The 15,804-nt window shown below is 47.7% G+C and carries 10 protein-coding genes and 1 tRNA gene; 8 read left to right on the top strand and 3 right to left on the bottom strand.

The features are described 5' to 3' along the window. Window positions 1-231 precede the first annotated feature (231 nt). The 6 genes from CLV98_RS19670 (at window position 232) to CLV98_RS19645 (ending at window position 7,921) form a co-directional block, all read left to right on the top strand. Window positions 232-831, top strand: a complete 600-nt coding sequence (locus CLV98_RS19670) for a hypothetical protein (RefSeq protein WP_229203473.1) — start codon at window positions 232-234, stop codon at window positions 829-831. Window positions 832-921: 90 nt separating this feature from the next. Then, the gene (locus CLV98_RS19665; RefSeq protein ID WP_109677190.1) at window positions 922-1,704 is read left to right on the top strand and encodes a cysteine hydrolase family protein; all 783 of its coding nucleotides are present in this window, start codon (window positions 922-924) and stop codon (window positions 1,702-1,704) included. Window positions 1,705-1,719: 15 nt separating this feature from the next. Next, window positions 1,720-2,373 carry a phosphatase PAP2 family protein gene (locus tag CLV98_RS19660; protein ID WP_109677188.1) on the top strand — a complete coding sequence of 218 codons (654 nt, stop codon included), beginning with the start codon at window positions 1,720-1,722 and terminating at the stop codon, window positions 2,371-2,373. 24 nt (window positions 2,374-2,397) lie between these two features. Continuing rightward, the gene (locus tag CLV98_RS19655; RefSeq protein WP_109677186.1) at window positions 2,398-3,933 is read left to right on the top strand and encodes an ArnT family glycosyltransferase; all 1,536 of its coding nucleotides are present in this window, start codon (window positions 2,398-2,400) and stop codon (window positions 3,931-3,933) included. Between the two features lie 153 nt (window positions 3,934-4,086). Then, window positions 4,087-6,945 (top strand): excinuclease ABC subunit UvrA, encoded by a 2,859-nt coding sequence (gene uvrA, locus CLV98_RS19650; RefSeq protein ID WP_109677184.1) that lies wholly within the window; start codon window positions 4,087-4,089, stop codon window positions 6,943-6,945. A gap of 139 nt (window positions 6,946-7,084) precedes the next feature. Next, entirely contained in the window at window positions 7,085-7,921 is an 837-nt protein-coding gene (locus CLV98_RS19645; RefSeq protein WP_109677182.1) for a fumarylacetoacetate hydrolase family protein, read from the top strand. Window positions 7,922-8,216: 295 nt separating this feature from the next. On the opposite strand, the gene CLV98_RS19640 is transcribed toward CLV98_RS19645, so the two are convergent. The 3 genes from CLV98_RS19640 to era all read right to left on the bottom strand — a co-directional run bounded on the left by CLV98_RS19640 (window position 8,217) and on the right by era (window position 11,201). Next, window positions 8,217-8,603: a hypothetical protein gene (locus CLV98_RS19640; RefSeq protein ID WP_109677180.1), complete on the bottom strand. Its 387-nt coding sequence runs from the start codon at window positions 8,601-8,603 to the stop codon at window positions 8,217-8,219. Between the two features lie 293 nt (window positions 8,604-8,896). Further along, entirely contained in the window at window positions 8,897-10,207 is a 1,311-nt protein-coding gene (gene der, locus CLV98_RS19635) for a ribosome biogenesis GTPase Der (RefSeq protein ID WP_109677178.1), read from the bottom strand. A gap of 70 nt (window positions 10,208-10,277) precedes the next feature. Beyond that, window positions 10,278-11,201 (bottom strand): GTPase Era, encoded by a 924-nt coding sequence (gene era, locus CLV98_RS19630; protein ID WP_109677176.1) that lies wholly within the window; start codon window positions 11,199-11,201, stop codon window positions 10,278-10,280. Window positions 11,202-11,730: 529 nt separating this feature from the next. Between era and CLV98_RS19620 the strand changes: the two genes are divergently transcribed. Next, window positions 11,731-11,803: transfer RNA gene (locus CLV98_RS19620), tRNA-Met, on the top strand. A gap of 2,895 nt (window positions 11,804-14,698) precedes the next feature. Next, window positions 14,699-15,649: an SDR family oxidoreductase gene (locus tag CLV98_RS19615; RefSeq protein WP_109677320.1), complete on the top strand. Its 951-nt coding sequence runs from the start codon at window positions 14,699-14,701 to the stop codon at window positions 15,647-15,649. Window positions 15,650-15,804: the final 155 nt, after the last annotated feature.

Below are 15,804 nucleotides of genomic sequence, written 5' to 3'. Positions count from 1 at the left end.
TTTCAATGTCATTGAAGTGAAAAGGCTGCAATTTAGACGCAATTATTAAGTTTATGAAATTTCCGCCTTTTCTATTTGTAAACGAATGATTAAAGGGGCGCTACCACCAAGTTTATTCTAACGTAGAATCTAAAAAATATAGAAACAAAACGACAGATTTTCCCTGTATAACTATTTAACTGACTACGACTTAAGGCGCTTACCCCTATTATTTATTGACATTTTGCTGAGATGGCCTTATACTTACAGGACAAATCATACATCAATTACACCTTATTAATGGCCTTACCCAACGCACTAAAAACGGCGATCCTACAAATGCCCACAAAAGAAAAGGACAAACTCCTCCTACGATTAGTGGCTAAAGATAGTACGCTTGTGGACCGCTTGCATTTCGAACTCATTGAAGAGGGGACTACCTTGGAGGAGCGCCGGGACGAAATACGTTCGAGAATAGACCGCACAGCGGCTAGGCGTCATGACACCCCTGGCTGGCTCATGATGGACATGCGCGACCTGAGTGGGGCTATTAGTTATCACGTCAAAATCACCAAGGATAAATCGGCAGCACTTGATCTGAACCTGTATTTGTTGCTTACCATCATGGAGGCCCAGCAGGACCTACTAAAGACTTATTCCTCTCGCGCCGACACCTGTGCCCTATACCTAGCCAAAAAGGCCAACACCGTATTGACGGCCTTTAACCGCCTGCAAGATGATTACCGTTTCGACTACCTAAGCGATATAAACCGGATGCTAGAATGGATCTATGCCCTTTGCTCCAAAATGTACGCCCGGCAAATCGGCCTACCACAAAATATCGAAAATTAACGATCTTTTAACCTTTCGATAGGGTCGGTTCAGGTTTCTTTTTAGGAATTTTGGAACTTTAGGGAAATACTACTAAAAATACCGTCCTATATGAGCGAAACAACGGCCTTACTGATCATCGATGCGCAATACGATTTCTGCCATCCAAATGGTGCATTATATGTGCCTGGCGCCGAGCAGGACGTGCAGCGTATTGCCGCCCTCATTGGTGAACAGGGGGAGCAGATCACCGAAATCTTCGTGAGCCTTGACCAGCATCGGGTTATGGACATAGCGCATCCGTTGTTTTGGGAGGACCCCAATGGCACCACCGTAGCGCCCTTTACCCGTATAACGGCACAGGCGGTGAGAGAAGGCCGGTGGATCCCCCGCCGACAGCCCGAAGCCGTACTTCAGTATCTGGACACTCTGGAGCAACAAGGTAGTTTCCAGCACTTTATATGGCCCGAACATTGCCTCATCGGTACTCCAGGTGCCGCCCTGGACGCTACTATTGCAGAGGCCATCGTGAGCTGGTCGCACAGGACAGGCCGGGACTATACGGCCGTGGTAAAAGGACTCAACCCTTTGAGCGAACACTTCGGTATTTTCCGCGCTCAGGTACCCGTTGCCGGCGACGAGGGCACCTCTCTCAACCAACCTTTGCTAGACCGGCTCTCCTCCTTCGATCGCCTACTGGTATGTGGTGAGGCTCGGTCGCACTGTGTGGCTACCAGCATACAGCAAATTATCGATTATGCCCCCGAACTCGTAAAAAAGCTGGTCATCCTTACCGATTGCATGTCGGATGTTACCCATTTCGAACATTTGGCTCAGCCTATTTTCGACCGAGCCGTTGGAGCCCTGCAGACTACCACCAAATCGATACGTTAATTACACCATCAGGCTATGAAAAGCATTGTACTTTCCCGTCGCCTACTCCTCACCTGCTTTTGCCTGGTCTGGGTAGCTTTTGGTTTATTACAGGCCGTTTTAGGTCAAAATAACATGGTGTTGGCGATCAACGCACATTGGAGCCCGTTTCTAGACCATACCATCCCCCCCTTAACGTTTCTGGGTGATGGTGTTTTCTGCGTAGTGCTGGGGCTGCTAGCCCTTATAGGGTCCTATAGGCTCGGAATCTCAATTCTGATCAGCTACATCGTCTCGGGACTCTTGGTTCAGTTTCTTAAGCGGGTGGTCTATGCCGACGCCTATCGACCGCCAGTAGTTTTGGCCCAAAAACTACCCTACCTACACCATACCCCCGGTATCGAATGGCTACACCACGGAAGCTTCCCCTCAGGACATACCACCTCCGCCTTTGCCGTTTTTATGTGCCTAGCGTTATTTAGCAAGTACAAAACCATTCAGTTCATCTGCCTACTGCTAGCCATCATCGTTGCTTTCTCCCGCATGTACCTCCTGGCGCATTTTCCGGCCGATGTATGGATAGGCGCTATGATTGGCTTGGGGTTCGCATTGGGTTCAACTTTCGCCTGTAAATATTGGTTTCAGCGCCTACCTGCCCGAGCATTGGACAGTGGTGCCTGGAACGTCTAATCCTGATATCTTCAATTGGCCCCTATGAAGCTCACCCCCACCAGCAGAAAAATAATTTTAATACTATATGTTTCATTTGGCTTTCTTTGGGGCCTAGGCCAAGCCCCACTTTTCGATGAAGATGAGGCCTTCTTTGCCGAAGGAACGAGGGAAATGGTCCTTCGCAACGACTTCGTTTCCACGTTCGTCAACCAAGAACAGCGCTTCGACAAACCCCCTCTTACCAATTGGTTACAGTATGCCAGCGCGGAAGTGTTCGGTTGGAGCGAATGGGCCATGCGCCTCCCTTCGGCCCTGGCTGCGCTAATGTGGATGACGTTCATTTATCTCTTCTGTAAAAGAAGGCTTGGTGAAAGTGCGGCCTTTTTTGCCACCCTCGTCGCCGCCTCCTCCCTGCAAATCACCATCATTGGGAAGGCCGCTTTGGCCGACTCTCTGCTCAACGCCACGCTAGCCGGAGCCATATTCTGCCTCTATGAAGCAATAGACAAGGGGATAAACAAGAAGTTTTTGCGAATGTTCTTTGTACTTACGGGCATTGGCTTCCTGGCCAAAGGGCCCATAGCCGTGCTCGTTCCTGGGGCTACCTTTCTTCTCTTCTTGCTTCGCTGGAATCGCTGGAACCTCCTTCTGAAAATCTGGGATCCTATAGGCCTGCTGCTGTTTGTGGCTATTGCAGGCCCATGGTACTACCTGGCCTATCAGGCATCAGGGATTGATTTTATAAACGGGTTCTTTCTCTCCCATAACGTAAACCGCTTCCAAACCGCCTTTGAGGGGCATTATGGAGGAATATTATACTTCGTACCGGTCCTAATTTTGGGACTGTTACCATTCACGGCCGTCGTGCTAAGGGCACTGGGGCGGGTAAGATTCCTGTTGCACGACTCCTGGTTTTCCTTTCTGTTGCTCTGGTTCTTATTCGTTTTTGTTCTCTTTTCTATGTCGGGAACCAAGCTTCATCATTATATCATCTACGGCTACACCCCTCTGTGCGCCATTGGGGGCTGGTATATGACCCAAGCCAAGTCACTGCCTTTGGTATGGCCGTCACTCCTCTTCATGTTTCTACTCACTACGATACCTTTCGTCGTACACCGAGTCACCCCCACCATCCATGACGCCTACGCCCTCGACATTATTGCCGGGGTTCCCGATGTCTTTTCATTCACCTACGCCCTTTGCATGGGAGCTTTGATAGGGATACTCCTACTGGCAGCATGGCTCAAATCGATTCCGCTCGAGCTCAGATCCATCATGATAGGAGCAGTCACCTTAGTAACTGTCAATATACTGTGGATGCCCCGGTTAGGCGCCTTACTACAAGCTCCCGTAAAAGAAGCCGCCTTATTGGCCAAGAGAAAGGAACTTACGAACATCGTCGTAATGAATCATTATAACCCCAGCTTCTATTACTATGCCACACAGTTTGCTCAAGAGCGGTCCCCACTCCCTGGCGACCTGGTCTTTGGCCGGAAGGCGAGCCTAAAGGGATTCCAGATTGAGCATACCTACTACGAACATTACGGGATCGTACTGGTCCGATTAGCAGAAAACTAGCCTTCTATGCCTCATTGATGGCAGTCTTAAACCCTTAAATTGGCTATTCGGCAAAGGCCTTACTAGGAAAGCTAAACTAAAGGTACGATTTTTGGGTTTAGTAACAGATCGGGTCATAGAGGTTTGACCCTAACGTTGATTTTGAATAACCCTATGACTGAACTGACCCTGTCACGCGTAAAAGCCGATGAATTCGACACCCTGGACCCTAGGTCCTTTATTCTTATCAAAGGCGCCAATGTCAATAACCTTAAGAATCTGGATGTAGCCATTCCCAGAAACAAATTGGTCGTCATTACGGGTCTATCGGGCTCCGGCAAGTCTTCTCTTGCCTTCGATACCCTCTTTGCCGAGGGGCAACGCATGTACGTAGAGAGCTTGAGCAGCTATGCCCGTCAGTTTTTAGGACGTATGGAAAAGCCGGCAGTAGAATATATTAAGGGAATCTCTCCGGCCATTGCTATAGAACAGAAAGTAAACACGCGTAACCCCCGCTCCACAGTAGGGACCTCCACCGAAATATACGACTACCTCAAACTCCTATTCGCCAGAATTGGCCATACTTTTTCGCCTATTTCTGGCAAGCAAGTACAGAAAGACACGGTAACCGACGTAGTCAACGATATTTTGTCGCTGGAAGAAGGTACCCGTGTACTCATTCAAACCCCCTTGATACTCCGTGAGGAGCGTTCCTTGGAGGTCGAGCTAGGACTGCTCCTATCGAAAGGATATAACCGGGTCATTCGCAACGGAGAAGTAACTCAAATAGAAACCCTGTTGGAGGACTCCGACCAATTGGCCGATGAAACGGCAGAGTTTTTCGTCCTGATCGACCGTGCCAGCGTTCGACACGACGATGAGGATACCCAATACCGACTTTCCGATTCCATACAGACAGCCTTTTTTGAGGGTGAGGGGGTCTGTATCGTTCAGGTGTACGGAGGGAATAGCAGTACCTATTCCGATAAATTCGAACTAGACGGGATCGTATTTGAAGAGCCGTCTGTCAATCTATTTAGTTTTAACAACCCTTACGGGGCCTGTAAAAGATGTGAAGGCTTTGGGAAAATTTTGGGAATAGATCCCGACCTGATCATCCCCGACAAAAACCTATCGGTATACGAAGGAGCCATTGCCCCATGGCGTACCGAAAAAATGAGCGAGTGGCTCACCCCTTTGGTACGGCATGCAGGAAAATTTGATTTCCCAATACACCGACCCTATAAGGAACTATCGCCCCAGCAGCAGGAGCTTCTTTGGAACGGTAATGAATACTTTACCGGCATCCATGGCTTTATTGCCGAGCTAGAACGCCAGACCCATAAAATCCAATACCGGGTAATGCTCTCCCGCTATAGGGGACGTACCACCTGCCCCGAATGCCGGGGCTCCCGACTACGGCAAGATGCCTCCTATGTCAAAATTGGAGGTAAATCTATCACCGACCTGGTATTAAAGCCTATTCATGAGGTTGCCAGCTTCTTCCAGGATATCGAACTAACCGAAAACGACCGACAAGTTGCGCGTAGGATCTTGACAGAAATAGAAACCCGCCTTGAATATATGTGTCGGGTGGGCTTGGGCTACCTTACCCTCAACCGACTCACCAACACCCTGTCGGGAGGCGAATTCCAACGCATCAAACTCGCTACTTCCCTAGGAAGTGCCTTAGTAGGCTCCATGTATATCCTCGACGAACCCAGTATAGGCCTCCACCCCCGCGATACGAAACGCCTCGTAGGGGTATTAGAATCGCTACGGGACTTGGGTAATACGGTGATTGTGGTGGAACACGAAGAAGAAGTGATGCATGCCGCCGATCAGATCATCGACATTGGCCCTGAAGCGGGTACAGGAGGGGGAGAGCTCATTTTTCAAGGGTCGTGGCAGGATCTTCAAGGTGCAGAAGACCTTCCTTCCCTTACCAACGGACAGACAAGCTATACGCTCAATTTTCTGCTACATCATGACCGTATCGAATTGCCCTATTCGAGGCGTAAGGCCCTGCATTTTATTGAAATTAAGGGAGCCAGAGAGAACAACCTCAAGGATATCAACGTAAAGATACCCCTTAACAGCCTCACGGTGGTGACTGGCGTGAGTGGGTCAGGAAAGTCTACTTTGATCCGAAAAATCCTCTTCCCTGCGCTGATGCGTGCCAAGGGGGAGTTCAGCGAAGAAGTAGGCCGCTTTACGGAGCTTACGGGCAGCCTCGACAGGATTGAGGCCATCGAGATGATCGACCAAAACCCGATAGGAAAGTCTTCACGCTCCAATCCGGTTACCTATATCAAAGCATATGACTACATCCGCCAGATGATGGCCGAGCGACCGCTCTCCAAATCGAGAGGCTACAAACCATCTCATTTTTCATTTAATGTGGACGGTGGCCGTTGCGAGGTATGCCAGGGTGAAGGACAGGTGAAGATAGAAATGCAGTTTATGGCCGACATTTACCTGACCTGTGAGGGGTGTAACGGCCGGCGTTTTAAGCAAGAGGTGCAGGAAGTAAAGTACGATGGCAAAGACATTGCCGATATACTGGACCTGACCGTCGACGAAGCCATCGCCTTTTTTAAGGATTCGGAGCCAAAGCTGGTAGAAAAACTCATGCCCTTGCAAGAGGTGGGATTGGGGTATATTGGTCTTGGCCAATCGTCGAACACCCTGTCCGGGGGCGAGGCACAGCGGGTAAAACTGGCCTCATTTCTGGGGAAAGGAGGGGGGCACAAGGGCAAAACCCTGTTTATCTTCGATGAACCGACCACTGGTTTACATTTTCATGACATCAAAAAACTGCTAAAGGCCATCAATGCCTTGGTAGAACAGGGCGACTCGGTGATTATTATCGAACATAATATGGAGGTTATTAAATGTGCCGACTGGGTTATCGACTTGGGTCCCGAAGGAGGTGAGGGCGGAGGATATCTCAGCTTTGAGGGTACTCCCGAAGCCATGGTCCAGCTAGAAGGCAACCATACCGCCGACTTCCTAAAACATAAGTTGCCTTAAAAGCCATAGAGGAATATTGGAAATTACAGAGGAATAGGTTCGGCTATAATAGTCCAAAGAACCGTTGGATTCGTACTGGATGGTAGGGTAGAGTACACGTTCTACCTACTTTTATAGCATGTATTAAACGCCAAATCCGATGAAATTATACAAAACCGAACATGGGATCTTGCTCGAGCAGGAGGATCAGTATTACCGACTGCACGAGACAGACTGGGACCAGGTAGTCAATCGTAACGACTTGTACGACTGGCTACAAGGGCAAACTACCACCCTGATAGCCATTCCCCTATCCGACGAACAGCCGATTACGGATATCTTGGCACCGATAGGAACCCAAGAAGTATGGGCCTCGGGGGTAACCTACTACAAAAGCCGCACAGCCCGTATGGAAGAATCGGAAAAAGCCGGAGGAGGAAGCTTTTATGACCGGGTTTACGACGCCGACAGGCCCGAATTATTTTTCAAATCGACCGCCTGGCGGGTGGTAGGCAACCATGGCCAGGTGCGCATCCGCAAGGATTCGAGCTGGGATGTTCCCGAGCCCGAGCTTACCCTTTTTGCTACTTCCGATGGTACCTTGGTTGGATACACGATCGGTAACGACATGTCGTCGAGGAGCATTGAGGGCGAAAATCCCCTTTACTTACCTCAGGCCAAATCCTATACCGGCAGCGCAGCCCTAGGACCTTGCCTATACATAACCCCTAGTCCCCTAGCTCCCGACACCGTCGTGGACCTTTCCATCATAAGGGGGGGAGAAGAGGTCTTTAACGAGGAGGTAACCCTCTCCCAAATGAAGCGTACCCCAGAGGAACTGCTTCACTATCTTTTTAAAGAACTGTCGTTCCCTACAGGGTGCTATCTGATGACGGGAACGGGCATCGTACCCCCATCGAGCTTTACACTGCAAAGTGGCGATATCGTTCATATCACGATTGAACCTATTGGTACACTCACCAATGTAGTAGCTTAACGGTACAGCAAGCCATGGGGAAGCCCCATGGCTTGCTGTACCTTCTGAAGATCAAACTCTTAGGTAGTAAAATTAATCTTTTCTAAAGGCGCTTGCTGAACACTCTATTTTTAATTAGATCGTAATTGGCAGAGGTACCCATAACAGGGAGGACTTTAGAAAAGTGTTACCCCTAGGCACCAAAAAAAATCGAAAAAGTAACCTTTTCCGATTCCAATAGATATTTAAAAATAAAATTCTTTGTTTTGTGGACGCCTCTAAGGAGGCCCTAGGCCCTAAAAACACGAAGCATCCCTTAACTTCGAACTCCTAATACGGATAATATCATTCTTTTAACCCCATCTATCAAGGCCGAAATAATGGTTTTTGTCGTACTAGACTCCTCTTCCTCCGACTCGAAAAAAGAAAGACGTGTTTCGTGTAGTATTCTTTGGTTCAGTGTCCTATAACCCTGCATTTTGTCGCTCCATTCGTCGGAACCGACCAGACTCGCCTGAGCAGGCTTTACGGGCTTTTTAACACGGGCAACCGAGGTAGCCTTTGGCTCCTTTTTGCTGGCCGACGGAGCCTCTTTCACCGTTTGTAACTTTTTATGAGCTACAAACATATTATGAGCATACCCAGTAGCTTGCGCCTGAAGGGACAGGGATAGTATCAGTATAAATGAAAGTAAAATTCTCATGGCTATGGATCTTCAATTGTTTAGAAATACGATAGGCATTTGGACTTAACTAATTGACCTTACAAATATATGTGTTTTATCTGGTATCTTGCAATACATAGTACCTTGTTTTTAATATTTTTTTTGAAAAATTAACTTTTTAAACAAGAATATGTAGTCTAATAGATGTAAAACGCGGCAAGAAGGTTGCAGAGGGAGAGAGAATAATTAAAAAAAATGCCCGCAACAGGTGCAGGCATTTCGAAATATGGATGGCTAACCCCAGAAAAATGCTGGTTGCCAGCGTGGTTACGCTATTTTTCCCTAAAGAAAATCGTGATAGGCACACCTGAGAAATCAAAGTTTTCCCGCATGCGATTTTCCAAATAGCGCAGATAAGGATCTTTAACATGCTTAGGATTGCTACTAAAGAACACGAAAGTGGGCGAAGGAGTAGGCAGCTGAATCATATATTTGATATTGATATACTTGCCTCGATGCGCCGGAGGGGGGTATTTGGCTATCTCAGCCTGCATCACCTCGTTCAACTTGGAAGTTGAAATCTTCTTCGTCTTGTTATGATACACATCCATGGCGGTTTCGATAACCTGGTGAATACGCTGCTTATCGACCACCGAAGCGAAGATGATAGGCATATAGTTCATAGGAGCCAACCTTTCAAGGAGTTGTTTCTTATAGGTATCGGCGGTTTTGGAATCCTTTTCAATCAGATCCCATTTGTTGACCATGATCACAATTCCTTTTTTGGCCTTATCGGCTTGGCCAATAATATTCATATCCTGGCCTTCGAGCCCTTGCGTAGCGTCGATAAGCACCACACATACATCCGACTCCTCCATGGCTTTTACGGAGCGAAGCGTCGAATAATACTCTATATCTTCGTTAACCCGCGACTTACGACGAATCCCGGCTGTATCGGTCAAAATAAACTCCATTCCAAAGGCATTATAATGCGTATGGATGGCGTCGCGGGTGGTGCCGGCTATGTCTGTAACAATACTGCGATCGGTACCGGTAAGCACGTTAAGGAAGGAAGACTTCCCCACGTTTGGGCGCCCCATAATGGCGATCCGGGGTAGTCCCGCTTCGGGGTCCTCTATACCGGCCGTCTCGAAGTGCTTCACTACTTCGTCCAGAAGCTCACCGGTTCCAAAGCCCGTTTGAGCAGAAATGGGATAGATGACGTCCCCCAAACCCATTTCGTAAAACTCTACCGCCGACTGGTAACGTTCGTTGGTTTCGGCCTTATTGGCTACCAAAAAAACCGGCTTGTCGTACCTTCTGAGGACATTGGCAAAGTCTTTGTCCAGGTCGGTGAGGCCCGTCATGGTATCGACCATAAAAAGGACGACTGTCGACTCTTCGATGGCCAGTTCTACCTGGTCGCGTATGGCTCCTTCGAAAATATCTTCAGACCCCACCACATAGCCTCCCGTATCGATCACGGTAAAATATTGGTCAGTCCATTCCCCATACCCATAATGGCGGTCGCGGGTCACCCCACTTTGGTTGTCCATAATGGCCTTACGGCTTTCGATAAGCCGGTTAAATAGGGTCGACTTTCCGACGTTCGGACGACCTACGATTGAAATTATATTTGCCATAATTGCGCTAATGCATTTTTAATTGATCCGGAAAAAGTTGCTACTTTTCCCTCCGTTCCTTGTTTAATTTTTATTCACCATATCCAAACTGACGAAGCTTATTTTCCTTACTTCTCCAGTCGGGTTCTACTTTAACATGTGACTCCAGGAACACCTTTTTGCCAAAGAAAGCCTCGAGATCCTGGCGGGCCTGGGTACCCACCTTTTTAAGCATCTCGCCTTTTTCCCCAATAATAATACCCTTCTGACTTTTACGCTCGACGAGTATTTCAGCGCGGATCACAATGATATCCTCTTTTTCTTTAAACTCGGTAACCACCACTTCGGAGCTGTATGGAATTTCCTGGCGGTAGTTTAAAAAGATCTTTTCACGGATAATTTCCGAAGCAAAGAAACGCTCAGGCTTGTCGGTTAGTTCATCTTCTTCAAAATAGGGGGGATGAAACGGCAACCTGGTAATTACGGCGTCGAAGAGCGTTTGGATATTCGCATTCAAGAGGGCCGAAATCGGGATGATAGCCGCGGGCTGAATAGCCTCTTCCCACTCGGCGATTTTCCTGTTGACGGTCTCTTCGTCGGATAGGTCTATTTTATTCAGTACCAAGACCACCGGAGCATCGGTACGAATCAATAAGGGTGTTACCTCATGGTCCGCGGCTTTTTCTCCTATTTCGGCAACAAAAAGCACCACATCAGCATCTTCTAGAGACCCTTTTACGAAGGTCATCATAGAATCATGCAATTTATAAGCGGGCTTTACCACTCCAGGGGTGTCGGAATACACCAACTGAAAAGGGATATCCTCATGGCGACCATTGAGGATTCCCATAATCCGATGACGGGTGGTTTGGGCCTTGGAGGTGATAATCGACATCCGTTCGCCTACCAGCACGTTCATCAGCGTCGACTTCCCTACATTGGGTTTGCCGATGATGCTCACAAAGCCAGCGCGGTAGTCTCTTAAATGGAGGACATTTTCTTCTTTATTTTCCATTATTCTTTTTCTTTTTACTTTTTTCAGCAAAACCCCGTCTCTTCTTCCATATACCAGCTACTGCCCATGGGACTTATACTTAAGTTGATCTATAAAAGCCTTGATCTGAGCCACTATAGTGGGTACATTGCTCTTATCGACTCCAACAAGTTCGGCTTGAAGTGGGGTGTTCTACCAATATTTGCACAAAACTACGGTTTTCTATCCATCCTATTGCTATCCCTAACTACCAATAAACCATTGATATATCTCAAGCCGTAAAACAGTATCCTGGCACATTGCCCATAACGGCCATCAAAACCATTCGAAGAAAATGGGCCCAAGGACGGCGCAGGCCCCAATAGAACAGGCAAACCCAGCCGAAAAGGCATAAGACATCAGGAAAACCACCGACAGGCTTACAACCTATCAATGAACCAGTTAGATCCCTAAAGGTTATATCCATCAAAAAAGTATCCTTAAATATTTACGCAAACAATTGTTTACTAGCAAAAAATTGTTGTATATTTGCACTCCAATTCAGCAACACCGCGGGATGGAGCAGTTGGTAGCTCGTTGGGCTCATAACCCAAAGGTCGCTGGTTCGAGTCCAGCTCCCGCTACATAGAAAAAGGTCACTAAGCAATTAGTGACCTTTTGGTTTTTTATCACAATACACAAAATCCCTCCGCTCGATCGGCTCATAACACAAAGATCGATGGGGCGACCGGGCAGGCGATCCTGGCCAGCTCCCGCTACATAGAAAAAGGTCACTAAGCAATTAGTGACCTTTTGGTTTTTTATCACAATACACAAAATCCCTCCGCTCGATCGGCTCATAACACAAAGATCGATGGGGCGACCGGGCAGGCGATCCTGGCCAGCTCCCGCTACATAGAAAAAGGTCACTAAGCAATTAGTGACCTTTTGGTTTTTTATCACAATACACAAAATCCCTCCGCTCGATCGGCTCATAACACAAAGATCGATGGGGCGACCGGGCAGGCGATCCTGGCCAGCTCCCGCTACATAGAAAAAGGTCACTAAGCAATTAGTGTAGCAATGCAAAAATTTGTGGAAAGCAATTTTTTTAGCTGTAAGCAGTAAGCTATATGCTGTAGGCATTAAACTCAGCACCTTAACAGCAGCGGCGGACCGCTTTTAACACCTAACATACAACCGCAATGGCCGCGATGTCGCCCCGCTGGGGCTTCGTGAACTTGAGGAATCCTGTTTTGCTATTAATAGGACACCCCTCCGGGGTTCAGCAGCTGTGGTAGACACAGGACTGCCAGTGGATGAGCCCTAACGATGAGCCAACATTTCAACGAAAGGCGTAGCAAGGCAAAAACTTCTGGAAAGCAATTTTTTTAAGCTATAAGCAGTAAGCTATATGCTATATGCTATATGCATTAAACTCAGCACCTTAACAGCAGCGGCGGACCGCTTTTAACCGCGCGGTGGCCGCCTTTAACCTTTAACTTTTAACCTTTAGCTTTTAACTTTTGACCGCGCGGCGGACCGCTTTTAAGACCTAACATAAAACCGTCATGACCGCGATGTCGCCCCGCTGGGGCTTCGTGAGCTTGAGGAATCCTGTTTTGCTATTAATAGGACACCCCTCCGGGGTTTACCAATTGCGGCGGACCACCTTCATCCTTTCACCCCATTCCTAATACCTAACTCCTGGCTCCTAAATACCTTTAACCGCGCCGCGGACCGCTTTTAACGCCTAACATACAACCGCAATGGCTGCGATGTCGCCCCGCTGGGGCTTCGTGAACTTGAGGAATCCTGTTTTGCTATTAATAGGACACCCCTCCGGGGTTTAACAGTTGCGGCGGACCACCTTCATCCTTTCACCCCTTTCCTAATACCTAACTCCTGGCTCCTAAATACCTTTGACCGCGCGGCGGACCGCTTTTAACACCTAACATAAAACCGTCATGACCGCGATGTCGCCCCGCTGGGGCTTCGTGAGCTTGAGGAATCCTGTTTTGCTATTAATATGACACCCCTCCGGGGTTCAGCAACTGTGGTAGTGATAGGACCGCCAGTGGATGAGCGCTAACGATGAGCCAACATTTCAACGAAAAGCGTAGCAACGCAAAAAACTTCTGGAAAGCAATTTTTTCAGCTGTAAGCAGTAAGCTATATGCATTAAAATCAGCACCTTAACCGCAGCGGCGGACCGCTTTTAACCTTTAACTTTTAACTTTTGACCGCGCCGCGGACCACTTTTAACGCCTAACACACAACCGCAATGGCCACCATGTCGCCCCGCTGGGGCTTCGTGAACTTGAGGAATCCTGTTTTGCTATTAATAGGACACCCCTCCGGGGTTTAACAGCTGCGGCGGACCACCTTCATCCTTTCACCCCAGTCCTAATACCTAACTCCTGGCTCCTAAATACCTTTGACCGCGCCGCGGACCGCTTTTAACGACTTACCTAACACCTAACATACAACCGCAATGGCCACCATGTCGCCCCGCTGGGGCTACGTGAACTTGAGGAATCCTGTTTTGCTATTAATAGGACACCCCTCCGGGGTTTACAAGCAGTGGTAGACACAGGACCGCCAGTGGATGAGCGCTAACGATGAGCCAACATTTCAACGAAAGGCGTAGCAATGCAAAAACTTGTGGAAAGCAATTTTTTCAGCTGTAAGCAGTAGGCTATATGCTGTAGGCATTAAACACAGCACCTTAACAGCAGCGGCGGACCGCATTTAACACCTTACGTAATACCTAACCCCTAAAACCTAATCTGTAGGCCTTCGACAAGATCCGGCGGATAGGGCTTTATGATTCATTTCCTTTGAAAAGCTATAGGCTGTACGCAATAAACACAGCCTCTTAACAGTTGCGGCGGACCACCTTCATCCTTTCACCCCAGTCCTAATACCTAACTCCTGGCTCCTAAATACCTTTGACCGCGCGGCGGACCGATTTTAACCATATTAGGCTTTAGGCCTTAGGCTTTAGGCAATCGTTGATGAACTTATTACGCTGGAGGCTATAAACGCAGCCTTTTAACCGAGCGGCGGCCGCATTTAACCTTAGACCTTTAACCGTGCGGCGGACCACCTTCATCCTTTCACCCCATTCCTAATACCTAACTCCTGGCTCCTAAATACCTTTGACCGCGCGGCGGACCGCTTTTAACACCTAATACCTATGCCGACAGCCCAAATCGGCCCTTTCAGGGTTCAAGAAGTATTATAGACCCAGATGTGGTAGACTTCTAACGGCACAAGCAACTTCAGTTACGAGTCGTGAGCGACCCCGGACGAATGGAAATATAAAACAGCTGTCAGGTTCCTATCCTTATTTGGTGCTCGTGGAGGCTGCAAACTGGTCCATGGATTCGGACGATTAAGTCAGGTGTTGATTGCATAATTAGGGGATGAACGAGCTATTCGGATCATTGAACCAAAAAGTATACTGTTTTCGGAATTGTGTATAAGCCCTCACCTGGAAAATGTATCGTACTTTGTTTAAACAAAAAAAAGAAAAGATGCGTACGAATCAATTTGGCAATCAGGGCTGGACACCCGATAGAATAAAAAATTTAAGCGGTAAAACCTTCGTTATTACAGGAACCACCAGTGGTACTGGGTTCGAAGCCTCGAAAATACTGCTGTCGAAGGGGGCAAGAGTGGTGATGCTCAACCGCAACCTTAGCAAGGCGAAGGAAACCATAGCCACCTTGAAACATGATCTTGGTAACTCCATCGACGTAATGAATATCCAGATGGACCTAGCACAACAGGCTTCAGTGAAAAAAGCAGCCACGGAAGTACTGGAAAAGGTTAACCGAATCGATGCATTCATCTGCAATGCGGCGATTGCACAAGTACCCAAGCAGACATTTACGGTGGATGGTTTTGAAAGTCAGTTGGGTGTAAATCACTATGGTAATTTTTTACTTCAAGCATTACTTTACCCTCGAATAGAAGAATCTGCAGGACGTATTGTCGTTGTAGGCAGTATGGGTTATAACTTGGGCATCAGAACCATACAATTTGAGGACATGAACTGGGATAATAATTATGGCCCCAATGAAGTATATAGCCAAAGCAAGCTCGCTCAAATTATGTGTGTATACGAATTGCAGGACCGACTAAAAAAAGCGGACAAGGATACCGTAAAAGTATATGCCTGCCACCCAGGGGCCTCGGCTACTTCGCTCATTAAAACTAGCGGAAGCTTAATGACACGCTTCGTGTGGCAGATCATGAAGTTAACTCCCTTGGTACAATCGGCAGAGAAAGGAGCCTATCCTGAATTGATGTGTGCCACAGAAACGGACTTAGACCAAAGTGGATTTTATGGACCTACAGGACGAAGTTATTGGACCGGACCCGTTGGAGCGTGCAAGTTAGAGCCTCATGCAAAGGATAAAAGTGTAGCAGAAAAGTTGTGGGAAGTATCGGAAGAGGCAGTAGGCTACAAGTGGCGTTTCTAAAAGGAGGGTGTTAAGCGTTCCAAAAAAATTGGTTCCAATCGCAGCTGAACCAACCATTAGAGACAGACTGTTGTGTTAAAAAACTTGGCCTATAGCTGGCCTCAAAAACCATCTATTGCAGTCACCATGATGTTTCATACAGTAGAACCTAAAAG

It is taken from the genome of Dyadobacter jejuensis (genome assembly GCF_003149085.1).
Taxonomy (GTDB): Bacteria; Bacteroidota; Bacteroidia; order Cytophagales; family Spirosomataceae; genus Dyadobacter; species Dyadobacter jejuensis.
Note: the sequence above shows the minus strand (reverse complement) of the source record. Positions and strands in the feature narration are given on the sequence as shown.

Coding starts and splice junctions, on each gene's coding strand:
- CLV98_RS19640 (WP_109677180.1), bottom strand. CDS start 8,603: ATGAGAATTTTACTTTCATTTATACTGATACTATCCCTGTCCCTTCAG.
- era (WP_109677176.1), bottom strand. CDS start 11,201: ATGGAAAATAAAGAAGAAAATGTCCTCCATTTAAGAGACTACCGCGCT.
- der (WP_109677178.1), bottom strand. CDS start 10,207: ATGGCAAATATAATTTCAATCGTAGGTCGTCCGAACGTCGGAAAGTCG.
- CLV98_RS19670 (WP_229203473.1), top strand. CDS start 232: ATGGCCTTATACTTACAGGACAAATCATACATCAATTACACCTTATTA.
- CLV98_RS19645 (WP_109677182.1), top strand. CDS start 7,085: ATGAAATTATACAAAACCGAACATGGGATCTTGCTCGAGCAGGAGGAT.
- CLV98_RS19660 (WP_109677188.1), top strand. CDS start 1,720: ATGAAAAGCATTGTACTTTCCCGTCGCCTACTCCTCACCTGCTTTTGC.
- CLV98_RS19665 (WP_109677190.1), top strand. CDS start 922: ATGAGCGAAACAACGGCCTTACTGATCATCGATGCGCAATACGATTTC.
- uvrA (WP_109677184.1), top strand. CDS start 4,087: ATGACTGAACTGACCCTGTCACGCGTAAAAGCCGATGAATTCGACACC.
- CLV98_RS19615 (WP_109677320.1), top strand. CDS start 14,699: ATGCGTACGAATCAATTTGGCAATCAGGGCTGGACACCCGATAGAATA.
- CLV98_RS19655 (WP_109677186.1), top strand. CDS start 2,398: ATGAAGCTCACCCCCACCAGCAGAAAAATAATTTTAATACTATATGTT.